We start from the raw sequence: 15,392 nt of genomic DNA, 5'->3' as shown, positions 1-15,392 counted from the left end.
GGGGGCCGTATACAGAGAATAGCATGAACTACCGTCGCTACCTATTGCGTCGCGCGCTATCGACGATTCCCGTGTTCTTCGGCGTTTCAGTCCTCATCTTCGTCATCGCGCGAGTGATACCCGGCAAGCCAGCGCGGCTCGCGTTGGGGCCACGTGCGACCGACGAAGCGGTCGCGCAGTTGCGCCGACAGATGGGACTCGACCAGCCGCTTTGGACGCAGTACGTCGAGTACATGACCGGGTTGCTCAGAGGGGACATGGGCCAGTCGCTCGTGACGAACAACAACGTTGCAACCGACATCGCACAATTCCTCCCCGCAACGGTCGAGTTGACCACGGTCGGGATGCTGATCGCCATCGTGTTCGGCGTTCCACTCGGCGTCGTTGCTGGCCAACACAAAGACGAGTGGCCCGACAACGCCAGCCGGAGCTTCGCGTTCTTCGGTGTGTCGCTCCCTCGCTTCTGGTCCGCGATTGTCCTGCAAGTAATCTTCGCGTTTGGGCTCAGTTGGTTCCCGGCGACCGGCCGCATCGGGGACGTCGAGTTACAGCGCATCACCGGGCTCTACCTCGTCGACAGCGTCATGACGCTCAATCCCGACGCGTTTGTGAACGTCGCCTGGCATCTGTTCTTGCCAGCACTGACGCTGTCGCTTGCACCGATGGCCGACATCGCGCGAATCACGCGCTCAAGCTTCCTCGAGGAGTTCAACAAAGATTACATCGAGGGATTGCGGGTCCACAGCATTCCCAAGAAGTTCATCGCGTACAAGTACATCCTGAAACGGTCGTTCACGTCCACGCTGACCATTATCGGACTCGATTACGGGTTCCTCATCGGGGGGGCGTTCCTCGTCGAGATCGTCTTCGGCTGGCCAGGAATGTCGGCCTATGGCGTCAGAGCGATCCTGCAAAAGGACATCAACGCCATCGTGGGGGTGACGCTGGTCATCGGGGTCGCATTCCTCCTCGCGAACTTCCTCGTGGACGTCCTGTACGGATATCTGGACCCGCGCGTCCGCTTCAGTGAGGAACTATGACACGCACAGGCATCGATCTTCTATCGGCAGCAACGACACGCATCGAACGACTCCGAGACCGATTCGACAAGGCGGACCGTGTCGTGTACCGCTTCCGCCAGAACCCGATGTCGATCCTCGGGCTCGCGGTGATCTTCGCGTTCGTCGCCCTCGCCGTGTTCGCGCCGTACATCGCCCCGTATCCCGCGGACGCGGGCTATCAGGGGCAACCGGCCGTCCACTTCTCCCAGTCGTTCCAGCCGCCGAGTCTCGACCATCCGATGGGCACCGACCAGGTCGGCCGGGACATCCTGTCCCGCGTCATCTTCGGGACGCGCATCTCGCTGACCCTCGGCCTCGTCGTCCTCTCGATCGCGATCGCCATCGGCGTCCCTATCGGGTTGTTCGCGGGCTACCTCGGGGGACGAACTGGCCTCGTGTTGATGCGCGTAACGGATGTCTTCCTCTCGATTCCACCGCTCGTGCTGGCGCTGGCCGTCAGCGTGGCACTCCAGCCGACCTTGACGAACGCGATGATCGCGATCGCGGTCGTCTGGTGGCCGTGGTACGCACGGCTGGTGTACGGTGAGGTACTGTCGGTCCGCGAAGAGACGTTCGTCGAAGCGAGCCGCGGAATCGGCGCGAGCACCCCGCGAATCCTCTCCCGGGACATCCTCCCGAACATCCTCGCGCCGGTCACCGTGAAGTTCAGCCTCGACATGGGGTACGCGATTCTCGTCGGGTCGGCGCTGGGATTCCTCGGACTGGGTGCGCAGCCACCGACGCCGGAGTGGGGGACGATGACCGCCCAAGGTCGGGAGTTCCTCCCCGCTTACTGGTGGTACTCCACGTTCCCGGGACTGGCGATATTCCTCGCGGTCCTCGGGTTCAACTTCCTCGGCGACGGCCTCCGGGACATGTTCGACGTGGAGGTGGAATGATGGCGGACGACGCACCGTTGCTGGACGTCTCCGATCTCACCGTCCACTTCGAGACGTACGAGGGCCGCCAGCGAGTGCTCGACGCGGTCGACTTAACAGTCCACGACGGCGAGACGGTGGCGCTCGTCGGGGAAACCGGCTGCGGGAAGAGCGTCACCGCAGAGACGATCATGGGAATGTTGCCACAGCCACCCGGCGAAATCGTCGACGGGTCGGTTCGCTACGCGGGAACCGAACTCCTGAGAGACCCGGACCGCCACAATCGCGTTCGAGCCGACGAGATGAGCATGGTGTTTCAGGACCCGATGACGCACCTCAGTCCCGTGTTCACCGTCGGCTCGATGATGGCGGACGTAATCACCTATCACGGCCGGGAGGACGTCAGCTGGTGGACGCTACTCAAGGAGTATCTCGGCCGTGGGCCCGGGGCCGACGACGACGAGATTCGAGACCGCTGCGTGCAGATGCTCGAACGGCTCCAGATACCGGACGCAGAGGGAATCCTCGACAGATACCCGGTCGAACTCTCCGGCGGCATGCGCCAGCGCGTCCTGATCGCGATGGCGTTGCTCAACGACCCGCAGTTTATCATCGCCGACGAACCGACGACCGCACTCGACGTCACGGTCCAAGAGCAAATCCTAGAGTTGCTCTCCGAACGCGTCGCAAAACAAAACCTCTCGATGCTGTACATCACGCACAACCTGGGCGTCGCTCGCAAACTGGCCGACCGCATCTACGTCATGTATGCGGGGACCATCGCCGAGGCTGGCCGGACCGAAGAGCTGTTCGACGCCCCTCTGCATCCGTACACGACCGGGCTCATCGACAGCATCCCGAAGCTCACGACCTTCGACAGCGCCGGAATCCCCGGCCAGATTCCGGACTACACGGAGCCGCCGTCCGGCTGTCGGTTCCATCCGCGGTGTCCCGCGTACATGGCCGGAACGTGCGACGTCGATCCGCCCGATCGCTTCACCGTCGGGGAGAACGACCACGACGTCGCCTGCTACCTCTACGAGGACGGGATGAGCCTCGACACGGCGCTGTCGATCAGCGACACGGAGGTCGAATACGGTCGCCCGACCGAATCGGACCGCGACGACCGTCCCAACACGGACGCCGAGCCGACCGACGTCTCGCCCGAAGCGTACAGCCAGGAGGACCGGTCACGATGACTGCGAATGAGACGGCGACTGCCGGTTTTGACGAGCGCCGTGACCCGACTGACGCGCTCCTGCAGGTCCGAGCATTGAAGAAGTACTTTCACGTATCATCGGGGTGGTTCGGCGGGTCCCAGCAGCGAGTCCGGGCGGTCGACGGCGTCAGTTTCGACTTGCGGGCGGGCGAGACGTTCGCCGTCGTCGGTGAGAGCGGTTGTGGCAAGACGACGCTCGCGAAGACCGTCGCCCGGTTGTTGAATCCGACGGACGGCCGGATCGTCTTCGACGGCCGGGACATCTCCACGCTCTCCAACCGAGACCTCAAACCCGTCCGCCGAAACCTCCAGGTCGTCTATCAGGATCCGACATCGTCACTGAATCCTCGCCGACGAGTCGGCGCCATCGTCGCCGACCCGCTCAAAGTCCACGGAATCGGGTCCAAGCAGGAACGACTGGAGCGCGTCAACGATGCACTCGTCCAGGTCGATCTCCCGATCGAGTTCAAACGACGGTATCCCGGTGGCTTGTCGGGCGGTCAAAAGCAGCGCGTCGCAATCGCCCGGGCGCTCGTCCTCAATCCGAAGCTCGTGGTCCTCGACGAGCCGACGAGCGCACTCGACGTGAGCGTACAAGCGAAGGTCATCTCGCTCCTCGAAGACCTTCAGGACGAACTCGACCTGACGTACCTCGTTATCAGTCACGATCTGAGTCTCGTGAAGAACATCGCCGACCGAATCGGCGTGATGTACCTCGGCAAGTTCATGGAAATTGCCGAGAGCCAAACGTTGTTCGAGAACCCATTGAATCCCTATACGGAGCAACTTCTATCGGCGATTCCCGTCGTCGAATCCGACGAACAAGCACTCAAGCCGCGCGAGATCGACATCGAAGGCGAACCACCCGATCCCGCGAATCCGCCGAGCGGCTGTCCGTTCAACCCGCGCTGCCACAAGCGATTCGACGCCTGCGATAAGGTTCATCCCGACCTCGTGGAGGTCGCGCCGGGACACTCGGTGCGGTGTCTCCTCTATCCGGGAGACCAGCAACCGGCCGTCGACGAGTACAGCACGAAAGCCGAACGGAAGCGACTCCGAACTGATCAGTGACGATCAGTCCGATTGGGGCACTCGAACGAATTGGCTCGTAGTCCCCGAATTCTTCACCACCCCGAACCATCCCCCGGTATTGAGTGATAGCACAATTGCAAGTGTTGTTCTTATCCACGCTAGTTCATCAGCCGACGGCGTCTCGTCATCACGAGAGAGCGAAGCTCTCTCGAACGACCCCGAGGTACTCGCCCTACTCAGCCTGTAGATTCTACGCTTCGTTGCCGCCATGCCTGCACGAACGGGAAGAGCAGCGACACGACCGCGAGAATCAGTATCACGAGCGTGAGCGGTTCTGAGTAGAAGATGTCGAGCGACCCGCCTGAGAGTTTGAGGGAGCGACGCAGGTTCACCTCGGCTATCGGGCCGAGAATGAGGCCGAGCACCATGGGGGCGAGCGGGTAGTCTTCGATTCGCATCACGTAACCCAGAACGCCCGCACCGAGGGCCACCCACATGTCGAGCAAGTTCCCGCGGAGCGCGAGCGCCCCGATTAGCGAAAGCACGAGTATCGCAGGCCAGAGGTATTTCGCGGGGAAGTCGATGAGCCGTGCCCAGTAGCGCGCGCCGACGAGACCGAGGACGAGGATGACGACGTAGACTGTGAAGAACCCGACGAAGATGGCGTAGACCAGCGCGGGTTCGTCCTGAAACAGGCCCGGACCGGGACGGATTCCGTGGACCATCAGCGCGCCGATGAGGATAGCGGTCACGGAGTCGCCGGGAATACCCAGCGTCAGCGTCGGAATCAGCGCGCCGCCCGTGCTGGCGTTGTTCCCCGACTCGGCCGCCGCGACCCCGCGGATGTCGCCGTCGCCGAACGACGACTTCGCATCACCGAGCCACCGCTTCGCCTCGTTGTACGTCACGAACGAGGCGATGTCGCCGCCGGCGCCCGGAATCGCACCGATGAACGCGCCCGCGACGCTGGATCCGATGGTGACATTCCGGATGGCTGTGAGGTCCTCCCGGTCGGGAATCACGTTCGTCAACTCCTGTGAGACCTCTTCACTACCGATACCGCGCTGGTATCGGAGCAGACCCTCGCCGATACCGAACAGACCAATCATCACCGCGATGAACTGGATTCCCGAGACCAGCGGCTCGAACCCGAACGAGAACCGGGGGTACGCGAGGACCGGGTCGAGTCCGACGGTCGCCAGGAGCATCCCGATCAGGCCCGATATGAGACCCTTGACGAGCGAATCGCCGCTGACGCTGGCGATGATGGTTAGCCCGAACACTGCCAGCGCGAAGAACTCGGCGGAACCGAACTGGATTGCGACCGAGGCAATCTGGGGGGCCAGCAGGGTCAGCAGGACGACGCTGACCACGCCCCCGACGAACGACGCGACGGTGGCGACGGCTATGGCACGGCCCGCGAACCCGCGTTCGGCCAGCGGGAAGCCGTCGAAGACGGTGGCGGCTGCGCTCGGCGTGCCCGGCGTCCGGATGAGGATGGCGGGTATCGAACCCGCGTAGAGCGCCCCGCCGTAGATGCCCAGCAGGAGCATCATTCCCTCGGCCGGTTCCATCCCGAACGTGAACGAGACCAACACCGCTACGGTCATCGTCGCGGTCATGCCAGGAAGCGACCCCATCGTCATCCCGATGAGAACGCCGGCAACGATGAGGGTCAGCGCGAACGGTTGGAAGACGAGCGAGGCACCTTGAAGCAGATTTCCGACGAGGCTCATCTACACGACCCCCGATAGCGGGAGCGATGGGAGCCATCTGGCTACCGACACGAGACTTCCCTCTGGGAGCGGGATGTGTAGGAACTCACCGAATGCGTAGTGGAGCGCGAGACTGAGGCCGACGGCGAGTGCTCCCGACCGCCAGTAGCTCTCGACTCCGGAGTAGAGCGTCAACACGACCAGGAACGCCACCGTGTCGATGATGAATCCGAGAATCGGCATCAGCGCGACGTACACCACGAGGAGCACGACCGGAACCGCGAACCGTCCCGCGTCGGTCGCGGAAACGTCGTACGTTCGGTTCTCGCTCGACACGACACTCCAGACGAAGAGGACGCCTGCAAGGAGCGCGATTATCGAGACGATGAGCCGCGGGAAGAACGCCGCTCCGGGTGAGTTGCCGAATCCGCTCGGGAAGTCCCGACTGGCGACGAAGACCCCGACCGCGAGGCCGACTAACAGTACCGCTGCCACCTTGTCTGTGTGTCGTATCTGAAGAGACATTGTGAGTGGTTCGCCCCGCCGACGGGCGAGTTACGACGTAGTCGTCGTTGTCGTCGCGCCGTCCCCGCCAGACCCGAGGCCGAGCTGGTTGACGATGCCAGCGAACCGGTCGAGTTCGCTCTGCATGAACTCGCCGTACTCCTGCGGATCGCGGTATACCAACCCGAACCCGTTCTGGTTCATGAAGTTCTGGAACTCGTCGGACTCGTAGACCGACCTGTACGCGTCGTGGAGTGCCTGCACCCGCTCGTCTGGCGTTCCAGCGGGGACGCCCAGACCGCGCCACGCGCCGATGGTCACGTCGATGTCCCGCTCCTGAAGCGTCGGCACGTCGGGGAACAGGTCGCTTCGCTCCTCGCCGAAGACCGCTAGCATGTTGAGCGGGCCGTCCTGAACCTGCGGGGCGACCTCCGCCGGACTGGCAGTCGTCGCCTCGACCTCGCCGTTGACGACCGCCTGCGTCGCTGGCGCGCCGCCGTCGTAGCCGATGTGTTCGACCTCGATGCCAACCTCCTGTGCGAGCTGGGCGGCCGAGAGGTGCCAGATTGCTCCGATACCCGAGTTGGAGATGCGGATCTCGCCCGGGTTCTCCTCGGCGTAGGAGACGAATTCATCGATGGTGCTGTACGGCGCGTTCTGATGGACGGTCAGCGACGCCGGGTCGAAGTTGTACTGCATGACCGGGGCGAACGCATCGGGCGTGAGGTCGGCGATACCGAGGTGCGAGATGGTGCATATCTCGACCGTCAGCACCCCGACGGTGTGGCCGTCCGGTTCGGCGTTCGCCGCCCGCCTGAAGCCAGCACTCCCGCTTCCGCCGGTCACGTTCGAGACGAAGAACGAGGTATCCATGTGGTTCTCGGCCAGTGACGCGAGTCGCCGGCCGGTCCGGTCGGTGCCACCGCCTGCGGCCCACGGAACTATCATCTCGATGTCGCTGCTCGGGAAGTCCTGCTGTCTCGCCCCGACGTAGCCAGGTATTCCGGCGAGGCCCGCTGCGGACCCTGTACCGACTGCCTTCAAAAGAGTTCTCCGCTCTATCGTGCTCGTGTCTTTCTCTCCCCCCACCATGGCAATTGATAACTATACACAAATCAAGGTAAGACCTTTTCGTATATATACAGCTAGATTGAGGATGAATGAAAATCTATATTCATCAACCTCATCTGTCGACTAAGATTGTTAATTTCGGAAGACTGATCTACTGAATCCACTCTGTATTCAGCACGCGGTTTCAATTACTTATGGGGTGGAACAGAGTTATCGTGGGAAACAGCGGACCTCCAGCCACATCAAGGTCGTGATGGCAACCGCAGTTTGTCATCGACTTCGTAGAGATAGCCCTTCAACAGCAGCTGCTCGATATGCGCTTGCGCGTCGGCACGCGCGACGCCCTGGTCGATAAGGTGAGCAACGGCGTCCTCTCGTGTGAGGGTCTCGTCATCATCTGCTGCGTCGAGGTACTGCTCGAGGTGATCGAGCACAGCTTCCTCGCCGGAGTTGATTGGCGTCCGCGAATTCTCCATTACATAGAGCATGGGTGTCTCCGGATTTGACGATTGGGGTGCCTGACTCTGCAGCCTCCGACGGGACGACGCCGTCAGGGCAGCGGCGATGGGTACGCCGGTGACGAGCGGGATTCCGACCATGGTGGCAGTCACATCCGTCGCCCAGCGGACGTAGTCCGCACGAGTGTAGGCCGCGTTCACGTACGGGCAGATGACTCCTTGACATCCTCCCCGCGCTCAAGCGCGAGGATTCCTCCGTTGGGGGTTTGGCTACCGACCCACGGAGGCAACTTGCGGGTTTGTGCGCACTTCTTTGGGACTTTCTTGAGGGTGTGGTTTCCCCGACCAGTCATGGTCGTCCCACTCGAGTCGCACGGGCCGTGCCATCGGCCTGATTTCGCAATCGCTGTGTTCTCGAAGGAACGTCTCTGACGCCGTGAGGTCGGCGTGTCCCTCGAATCCACACGGACACGTCAGCGTATCCTCGTGGCGAATCGTCGCGTCGTGGTCGCCACACTCGGGGCACGTTTGACTCGTCCACACTTCCGACTCGGCTTCGAGATAGATGCCGTACTCCTCACAGACACACGCGAGACGATGGATGAACTTCTTGAACGCCCAGAAGTTGTGCGTCTTCTCGTTCGCCCTGACCGACCAGTGCGTTTCCAGCACGTCGGTCAAATCGCCCACGTACACCGTCGCCACACCCTCGTCGTACAGCCGTTCAACGAGGTCGCGTACCAGCGCGTTCTGTGCGTGGTCACGGCGCTTCGTCCGCTGTCGATACAGCCGTCGAATCCGTTTCGAGGAGTAGCGCCCCTCACGGAGTTTCGACTGTATGCGGGCGATTTCGTCTGTCGTCTCGCGGAACCGTCCGAACAACTCCCGACCGTCGTAGAGGTACTGGTTCCCAGTAGTCGTGGAACAGGCGACGAGATTGTTCGCGCCAACGTCGAGGGGGGCTTCTTCGGAAGCCAGTGGTAACCTGCCAGCGAGGGATGGACAGTCTTCCCTTGCGACTCGCTTGGTGACTCCACCAGCAGTTCTACGCAGCTTCTTATCCTGATTTTGTCATTATGTAGTCCAGTTCAATCAGATTGGACGGCTCCGAGTCACTCTCCGCGATGAACGTGCGCCCTCTATTCAGCACGACTCCTGAAACCCATCACCGCTTGAGGATTTCAACAAGGCCGCACTGTCCCGTGAAGGTCCGGTGCCGGAACCGAGCTACTGTTTTGGCCACCGCTCTCAGTGCCCCTAGCTATTTCTTTGTCCGTCGCGTCACTTGAACGAGCACCCATGCCATCCGGTAACGTATTACAATCGATGTACGAGGACATGGTGACGGCCCGCCGGTACGAAGAACGCCTGCAGGAAGAGTATCTCGAAGGCAAACAACCCGCGTTCGATATTTCGGCGGGACCGATTCCCGGCGAACTCCATCTCGCCGCTGGCCAGGAAGCGGCCGCCGTCGGCGTCTGCCAGCATCTGCGCGACGACGACACCGTCACGGCGCCGCATCGCCCACACCACATTGCGATTGCGAAAGGCGTCGACCTGAAACGAATGACCGCGGAGATTTTCGGCCGTGAAACAGGCCTCAGCAAGGGAAAAGGCGGCCACATGCATCTGTTCGATCCGGACGCCGGCTTTGCGTGTAGCGGCATCATCGCGGAAGGCTGCCCGCCCGCAGTCGGCGCCGGAATCGCGGCGAAGAAACGGAACACGGACAGCGTCGCCGTCGCGTTCCTCGGCGAGGGCGCGATCAGCCAGGGAGCGTTCCTCGAATCTCTCAACTTGGCGAGCGTCCACGACCTACCGGTCGTGTTCGTCATCGAAGACAACGACTGGGCGATCAGCATGCCGAAAGACCGCGTCACCGACGTTGCGAACGGCTCCCAGCGCGCCGATGGATTCGACCTGCCGGGCGTTCGCGTCGACGTCGACGATGCGGTGGCCATCCACGACGCTGCTGAAGCGGCCGTCGGTCGTGCGCGCGACCAGAACGGGCCGACACTCATGGAGGTGCAGGTACATCGCCGCATGGGCCACTTCATGGGTGACCCTGAAACCTATCGGAGCGACACGGACAAAACCGCCGCCCAGCAGCGCGATTCGATCGAGCGACTCGCCGACAGACTCCGTAGCCACGACGTCAGCGACGACACAATCGACGAGATTCGGGAGCGTGCCTACGACCGTGTCGAGGAGGCCATCGAGTGGGCGAAAGATCAGCCCGAGCCAGAGCCGGCGGACGCACATGAGGACGTGTTCTCGAATCCACCGTCGGGAGTCACGGATAGTGAACCGTCGGTCGCGGAGACGGGAGGTGACGACTGATGGCTGAACAGGAACCCATACAAACCGAGCGAACGCTGACGATGAGTCGCGCGATGGTCGAGGCGATTGCCCACGAGATGCGGGCCGACGACGATGTGTTCTACATGGGTGAGGACGTCGCCGACTACGGCGGTATCTTCGACAGTACCGACGGCCTCCTCGACGAATTCGGGTACGACCGAATAATGGACGTTCCGATCAGCGAGACGGCGTACATCGGCGCCGCCGTTGGCGCTGCCCAGGAGGGCATGCGGCCGATTGCGGAGCTCATGTTCGTCGACTTCTTCGGCGTCGGCATGGACCAAATCTACAACCAGATGGCCAAGAACACGTACATGAGCGGCGGGAGTGTGAGCGTGCCGATGGTGCTGACAACGGCCGTCGGCGGCACGTACAACGACGCCGCCCAGCACTCCCAGACGCTCTACGGCACCTTCGCTCATCTGCCCGGCATGAAGGTCGTGGTGCCGTCGACGGCATACGACGCGAAGGGTCTGATGCACAACGCCATCCGGGACGACGACCCCGTCGTCTACATGTTCCACAAGCGCTTGATGGGAATCGGCTGGATGCCAGCCCCCGACGGCCCGAAAACTCCCGTCCCCGACACCGACTACACGATCCCGTTCGGCAGCGCCGACACGAAACGCGAGGGCGCGGACGTCACTGTCGTCACGCTCGGCCTCCACGTCCATCGAGCGCTCGAGGCCGCCGAATCACTCGCCGACGACGATATCGATGTGGAGGTCATCGACCTCCGAACGCTCGTCCCGCTCGACACCGATACCGTCCGTGAGTCGGTGGCCAAGACCGGCCGGCTGGTCGTCGTCGACGAGGACTACCAGTCGTTCGGCGTGACCGGCGAAATCATCGCGAGCGTCACCGAGGAATCGCTGGACAATCTCGAGGCGGTCGAGCGTGTCGCCGTCCCGGACGTCCCACTACCCTACGCTCGACCACTCGAGAACGAAGTGATTCCGGGTGTCGAGGACATCGAAACGGCCGTCCAATCCGTGACTTCTGACTCATGAGTGCGGAGTCTGACCGGGTCGAAGTCAACACCGAGGACGTGTGGCCTGACGATGCCGAGGCAAACGAAGGCGTGGTCGTCAACTGGTTCGTGAGCGAAGGCGGCCACGTCGACGCAGGCGACGACCTCTGTGAATACCAGGTCGAGAAGGTGAGCGTCGACGTGCCAGCACCAGCGAGCGGCACCGTCGACGAGATTGTGCTCGGAGAAGACGACGAATTCGAACGCGGGGAAACACTCGCCTGGATACAGCCCGACTAACACCGCCACTCACACCGCTGTATCGCTCGTTCGCGAGACTACTGCCAGACCCACACCACACTACACCAGATGCCCCCTACGGATGCAGACACTGACGAATCGACGCCGACTAGTTCCGGTGAGGCGACGCGAACCGTCCGCGAGGAGCGGTCACTCGGCCCGATGCGACAGACTATCGCCGACCGACTACAGGAGAGCTATCAGGATGCGGTCCACGTCACGGTGAGTCGCGAGGTCGACGCCGAAGCGCTCATGCGTGCGACCGAGACGGCAGCAGACCGACTTGACGTCGACGTCTCCGTGCTCGACATCATTCTGTGTACGCTCTCCGAAACGCTCGCCGACCATCCAGGATTCAACGCGACGTTCGATGACGGCATCCACCGTCTCTACGAGGAACAGAACATCGGCGTGGCTGTCGATATCGATGCCGGACTGGTGACGCCCGTCCTCGCCGATGTCGGCGCGAAATCGCTTGCCGACCTCGCCACCGAACGTCGACAGATTACTGAGGCCGTCGAGAACGGCGAGTACACGATGCGTGATCTTCGCGGTGGCACGTTCACCATCACGAACCTCGGCGTACTCGACGTCGACTCGTTCACGCCCATCATCAACCCGCCCGAAATCGCGATTCTCGGCGTGAACCGGATACGCAAGCGCGCACGGCCAGGAAAGAATGGGGTTGAATTCCGGCGACAGCTGAACTTTGATCTCAGCTTCGACCATCGCGTCGTTGACGGCGCTGACGCCGCCCGATTCCTCGCGACTCTCGCCGACCACGTCACGGACGCCGACGCGTTCACTCCCGAGGGATAGTTACAAGACTCGTTAACAGCATTGTAAGCTACACCTCCGCGTCGTGGGCGCATCCACCCCTACCAGGTCGGGATTAGCGAGCGAGATCTCGATGTGTTTACCGCCGATGCCCATCACGTTCCGTGAGAGCGTCCGCACCTCCTTGTTAGGATTTGTCTCTTCTCGCTAGAGTTGATTCATCCCAGCGTGTACTTTGTTCGGACGGGAGTCGATTCCGTTAGTTTTGACATCCCCAGGTTGTACTTCGGATGCGGTTTCTCCCCTCTCTCTTTCATTCGCGATTAGAGATGGTTTCGGCCAGTTTTTCGGATGGATAGACTTCGACATAGGTAGTTTTTTATCCTTTGTTTTGGTTGGTATGTACATGCCAGGCGATGACACAGCGCCTCCCGACGATGCTCTCTCTGATATCCCGGAGGACACCGCAGCAGATTCGCCAGTAGACGATGACTCCGGACAACAAACCATTCGTGAACTCCTCGAAGAAGACTCTGGAGGCTCCGTCTTCGTAAACCGGAATCTTGTCGAACCCGACACCATCATCAACGAAGAGCGCATCGTCGGCCGGGACGACCAGCTGCAGGCCGTCGTCGCCTATCTCAAACCTGCCCTTCGCGACGAACGCCCGCCCAACATGCTCCTCTACGGGCCAGCCGGAACGGGGAAATCGCTCATCATCAAAGCCGTCTGCGAGCAAATCGTCGAACTCTGTGAATCCCAGAATATCAACTTCGGCGTCGTCAGTCTCAACTGCCAGCCGATTACGACGCTCGACCGTGCAGTCTACAAACTCGTGGAGAACATCGCGAAAGACGTCGGCGTCGACACCGGCGTTCCAGCGACAGGGGTTTCGACCGAGCAAAAGTACGACCGGCTCTACGAACTCGTCAACACGCATTACGATTCGGTCATCTTCATCCTCGACGAGATCGACCTCCTCGTCGGTCGCGAAGACGAGCCCGCGTACTCGAAGCTGCTCTATCAGCTGTCGCGGGCGGGGAAAACGGACACCATCGAGGGGACTGTGTCCGTCGCTGCCCTGACGAACGATCCCAAGTTCATGGAGAACGTCGACGGCCGGTCGGAGAGTTCGTTCAACCCCGAAGACATCCCGTTCTCCGACTATGACGCGAACCAACTCCGTGAAATCCTCGAACATCGCCGTGACGCCTTCCGCGATGGCGCTCTCAGTGACGACGTCATCCCTCTCGTCGCAGCTTTCGCTGCCCAGAGCCACGGCGACGCTCGCAAAGGCATCGATCTCTTCCGGAAAGCTGGCGATCTCGCTGACCGACAAAACGACGACGTCGTCACGGAATCACACGTCCGAGATTCGCAGGACGAAGTCGATAAAGACCGGATGCTGACCCAGATAGAAGGACTCTCCACGCAAAAGAAAATCTCACTGTACGCAACGGCGGCCGTCGCTGTCCACACCGATCATGCCACCACGTCCGTCCCCAGTCCCGTTGGATATCAGGTCTACAAGTGGATCACCGAACTGCTGGATGCCGACCAGATGACGCGTGAAACCTACATCAAGTATGTCAAGGAACTCAACACGTACGGCATCGTGGACGCTGAGCGGAAAAGCCGCGGGCGGGGACAAGGGATGTACATGGAGTTCTCTTTCTCCGACAACCCTCGTCCGATTCTCGATTTGCTCGCAGAGGACTCCCGTCTGTCGGCAATCGCCAGCGAAACGGACCACCTGAAAACAATTGCAAAAACGAAGATGCAGCAATTCAAGGGGTCGTAATCGCCCGAGTGCGAGCCCCTGATACCCCTGCATCGAAGTGTAACCGACAAACTCTGCCAGCGCCAGCATCGGTTCTCTTATCGGTACTCACCCCAGTGTCGAAGTGTATCTGCTGTCGAGCAAGCGTGGTGGCGAAAATCAGGTTCGCTACTCACACGCTCCAGTAGAGCGTTTTCTCCGGCTTTCCAACCCCTCCATCGAAGTGTAACCAAGGGCGAAGCGACCCCTGCATCGAAGTGTACATTCACCAAGTCCGTTCGGTAAGATAGTGTGCCTACGAGCCGACCCCTGTATCGAAGTGTATATGCTCTCCTCACCCCTTACAAGGAGGGAGCATTCGATGGAACGTGGCTCGACGGTCAGGAGGATCTAGGAGGAATTACTCTCCAGCTATTCGGCTACCGAAGATGATGTGCAACCCCGTCATCGAAGTGTAAATTAGGGCGCACCGCGATGCCTGCATGCACTTTTTGACCACACCATCCCCGTCATCGAAGTGTAACTAGGTACTCGTCCAGTAGTTGTAATACGTTCTGTTCTTGCTTTCAATAGCCATCGTGGGGATATGCCACACCAAATCACCCCTCACCCCGTCATCGAAGTGTAACACCTCTCGTTCAACCTCGAACACAGCTTCCACACAGCTGAACGCCTAAGACCCTCACACTCCGGAATGATTACTCTAGCTGCAATAGAGGTAGCTTCGCGAAAGCCGTGGTCGGCCTCGACTTGCGAGCACAGAGTCAAACATTCTGTGAGAATACGGCGTGCTGACTCGTTGTTTGACGCCGGCAGACCGTATCTTTCGTCTCTCTTTTCCCGCGGGCGTCCTCATTCATCTCGTTTTCCTTTTGCTCGATCTGTCGATCGTAGCCGGAGAGAGGGACAAATCCGCCTCTCGTTATGCTGTAACAACGTCGGCCATTGGTCCGCTCCCCTCCCCCCATCATCGAAGTGTAACTCTCCCCTGGAAGGCCGAGAGCACCAACGCGCCGATATCTCTCCCACTACTCCCCTCTAATTCCATCGGATAACTTAGTTTGCGGATATTGTTTTAGAGTTATGGACTTATAGGTTTCGGTTATAAAGTTAATCGTGTAGTAAACAGCTTCTGATCGCTTGTACCTCATCGTCGGTTACTGCCTCCTCACCTCCAATCAGACCGAGATTTCGTGGCACGTCCGTTTGTGGTGTTACACTTCGAAGATGGGGGGAGAGGGTGGAAGAAAGATGAGTTCGTGATTT

The 15,392-nt window shown here is 60.8% G+C and carries 13 protein-coding genes and 1 pseudogene; 9 read left to right on the top strand and 5 right to left on the bottom strand.

Annotated elements, in window-relative coordinates; all coding sequences use genetic code 11:
- The first annotated feature begins 23 nt into the window (after positions 1–23).
- The 4 genes from ACRYA2_RS25060 to ACRYA2_RS25045 are packed head-to-tail and all read left to right on the top strand — an operon-like array spanning position 24 to position 4,229.
- Positions 24–1,040: an ABC transporter permease gene (locus ACRYA2_RS25060; protein ID WP_433634247.1), complete on the top strand. Its 1,017-nt coding sequence runs from the start codon at positions 24–26 to the stop codon at positions 1,038–1,040.
- Positions 1,037–1,960, top strand: a complete 924-nt coding sequence (locus ACRYA2_RS25055; protein ID WP_433634245.1) for an ABC transporter permease — start codon at positions 1,037–1,039, stop codon at positions 1,958–1,960. The genes ACRYA2_RS25060 and ACRYA2_RS25055 overlap by 4 nt, the downstream gene beginning before the upstream one ends.
- Positions 1,960–3,138 (top strand): ABC transporter ATP-binding protein, encoded by a 1,179-nt coding sequence (locus ACRYA2_RS25050; protein ID WP_433634242.1) that lies wholly within the window; start codon positions 1,960–1,962, stop codon positions 3,136–3,138. The genes ACRYA2_RS25055 and ACRYA2_RS25050 overlap by 1 nt, the downstream gene beginning before the upstream one ends.
- Positions 3,135–4,229 (top strand): ABC transporter ATP-binding protein, encoded by a 1,095-nt coding sequence (locus ACRYA2_RS25045; RefSeq protein WP_433634240.1) that lies wholly within the window; start codon positions 3,135–3,137, stop codon positions 4,227–4,229. The genes ACRYA2_RS25050 and ACRYA2_RS25045 overlap by 4 nt, the downstream gene beginning before the upstream one ends.
- Positions 4,230–4,426: 197 nt before the next feature.
- On the opposite strand, the gene ACRYA2_RS25040 is transcribed toward ACRYA2_RS25045, so the two are convergent.
- The 5 genes and pseudogenes from ACRYA2_RS25040 to ACRYA2_RS25020 all read right to left on the bottom strand — a co-directional run.
- Positions 4,427–5,926 (bottom strand): tripartite tricarboxylate transporter permease, encoded by a 1,500-nt coding sequence (locus tag ACRYA2_RS25040; protein ID WP_433634238.1) that lies wholly within the window; start codon positions 5,924–5,926, stop codon positions 4,427–4,429.
- Positions 5,927–6,400 carry a tripartite tricarboxylate transporter TctB family protein gene (locus ACRYA2_RS25035; protein WP_433634236.1) on the bottom strand — a complete coding sequence of 158 codons (474 nt, stop codon included), beginning with the start codon at positions 6,398–6,400 and terminating at the stop codon, positions 5,927–5,929.
- Between the two features lie 60 nt (positions 6,401–6,460).
- Entirely contained in the window at positions 6,461–7,501 is a 1,041-nt protein-coding gene (locus ACRYA2_RS25030; RefSeq protein WP_433634234.1) for a Bug family tripartite tricarboxylate transporter substrate binding protein, read from the bottom strand.
- A gap of 221 nt (positions 7,502–7,722) precedes the next feature.
- Complete coding sequence (locus ACRYA2_RS25025; protein ID WP_433634232.1) at positions 7,723–8,139, bottom strand: hypothetical protein; 417 nt, start codon at positions 8,137–8,139, stop codon at positions 7,723–7,725.
- Positions 8,140–8,208: 69 nt separating this feature from the next.
- A pseudogene (locus ACRYA2_RS25020) lies at positions 8,209–8,919 on the bottom strand (RNA-guided endonuclease InsQ/TnpB family protein); the annotation flags it as partial.
- A gap of 345 nt (positions 8,920–9,264) precedes the next feature.
- Here ACRYA2_RS25020 and ACRYA2_RS25015 point away from each other — a divergent pair.
- The 5 genes from ACRYA2_RS25015 (at position 9,265) to ACRYA2_RS24995 (ending at position 14,147) form a co-directional block, all read left to right on the top strand.
- The gene (locus ACRYA2_RS25015; RefSeq protein ID WP_433634270.1) at positions 9,265–10,278 is read left to right on the top strand and encodes a thiamine pyrophosphate-dependent dehydrogenase E1 component subunit alpha; all 1,014 of its coding nucleotides are present in this window, start codon (positions 9,265–9,267) and stop codon (positions 10,276–10,278) included.
- Positions 10,278–11,309, top strand: coding sequence for an alpha-ketoacid dehydrogenase subunit beta (locus tag ACRYA2_RS25010; RefSeq protein WP_433634230.1), 1,032 nt, complete (start codon positions 10,278–10,280; stop codon positions 11,307–11,309). Before ACRYA2_RS25015 ends, ACRYA2_RS25010 begins: the two co-directional genes overlap by 1 nt.
- The gene (locus ACRYA2_RS25005; RefSeq protein WP_433634227.1) at positions 11,306–11,569 is read left to right on the top strand and encodes a lipoyl domain-containing protein; all 264 of its coding nucleotides are present in this window, start codon (positions 11,306–11,308) and stop codon (positions 11,567–11,569) included. The genes ACRYA2_RS25010 and ACRYA2_RS25005 overlap by 4 nt, the downstream gene beginning before the upstream one ends.
- Positions 11,570–11,638: 69 nt before the next feature.
- Positions 11,639–12,388: a 2-oxo acid dehydrogenase subunit E2 gene (locus ACRYA2_RS25000; RefSeq protein ID WP_433634225.1), complete on the top strand. Its 750-nt coding sequence runs from the start codon at positions 11,639–11,641 to the stop codon at positions 12,386–12,388.
- 364 nt (positions 12,389–12,752) lie between these two features.
- Positions 12,753–14,147, top strand: a complete 1,395-nt coding sequence (locus ACRYA2_RS24995; protein ID WP_433634223.1) for an orc1/cdc6 family replication initiation protein — start codon at positions 12,753–12,755, stop codon at positions 14,145–14,147.
- Positions 14,148–15,392 lie beyond the last annotated feature (1,245 nt).

Source organism: Halomicrococcus pelagicus (assembly GCF_050954125.1).
This window is presented reverse-complemented; position numbering and strand designations above follow the sequence as displayed.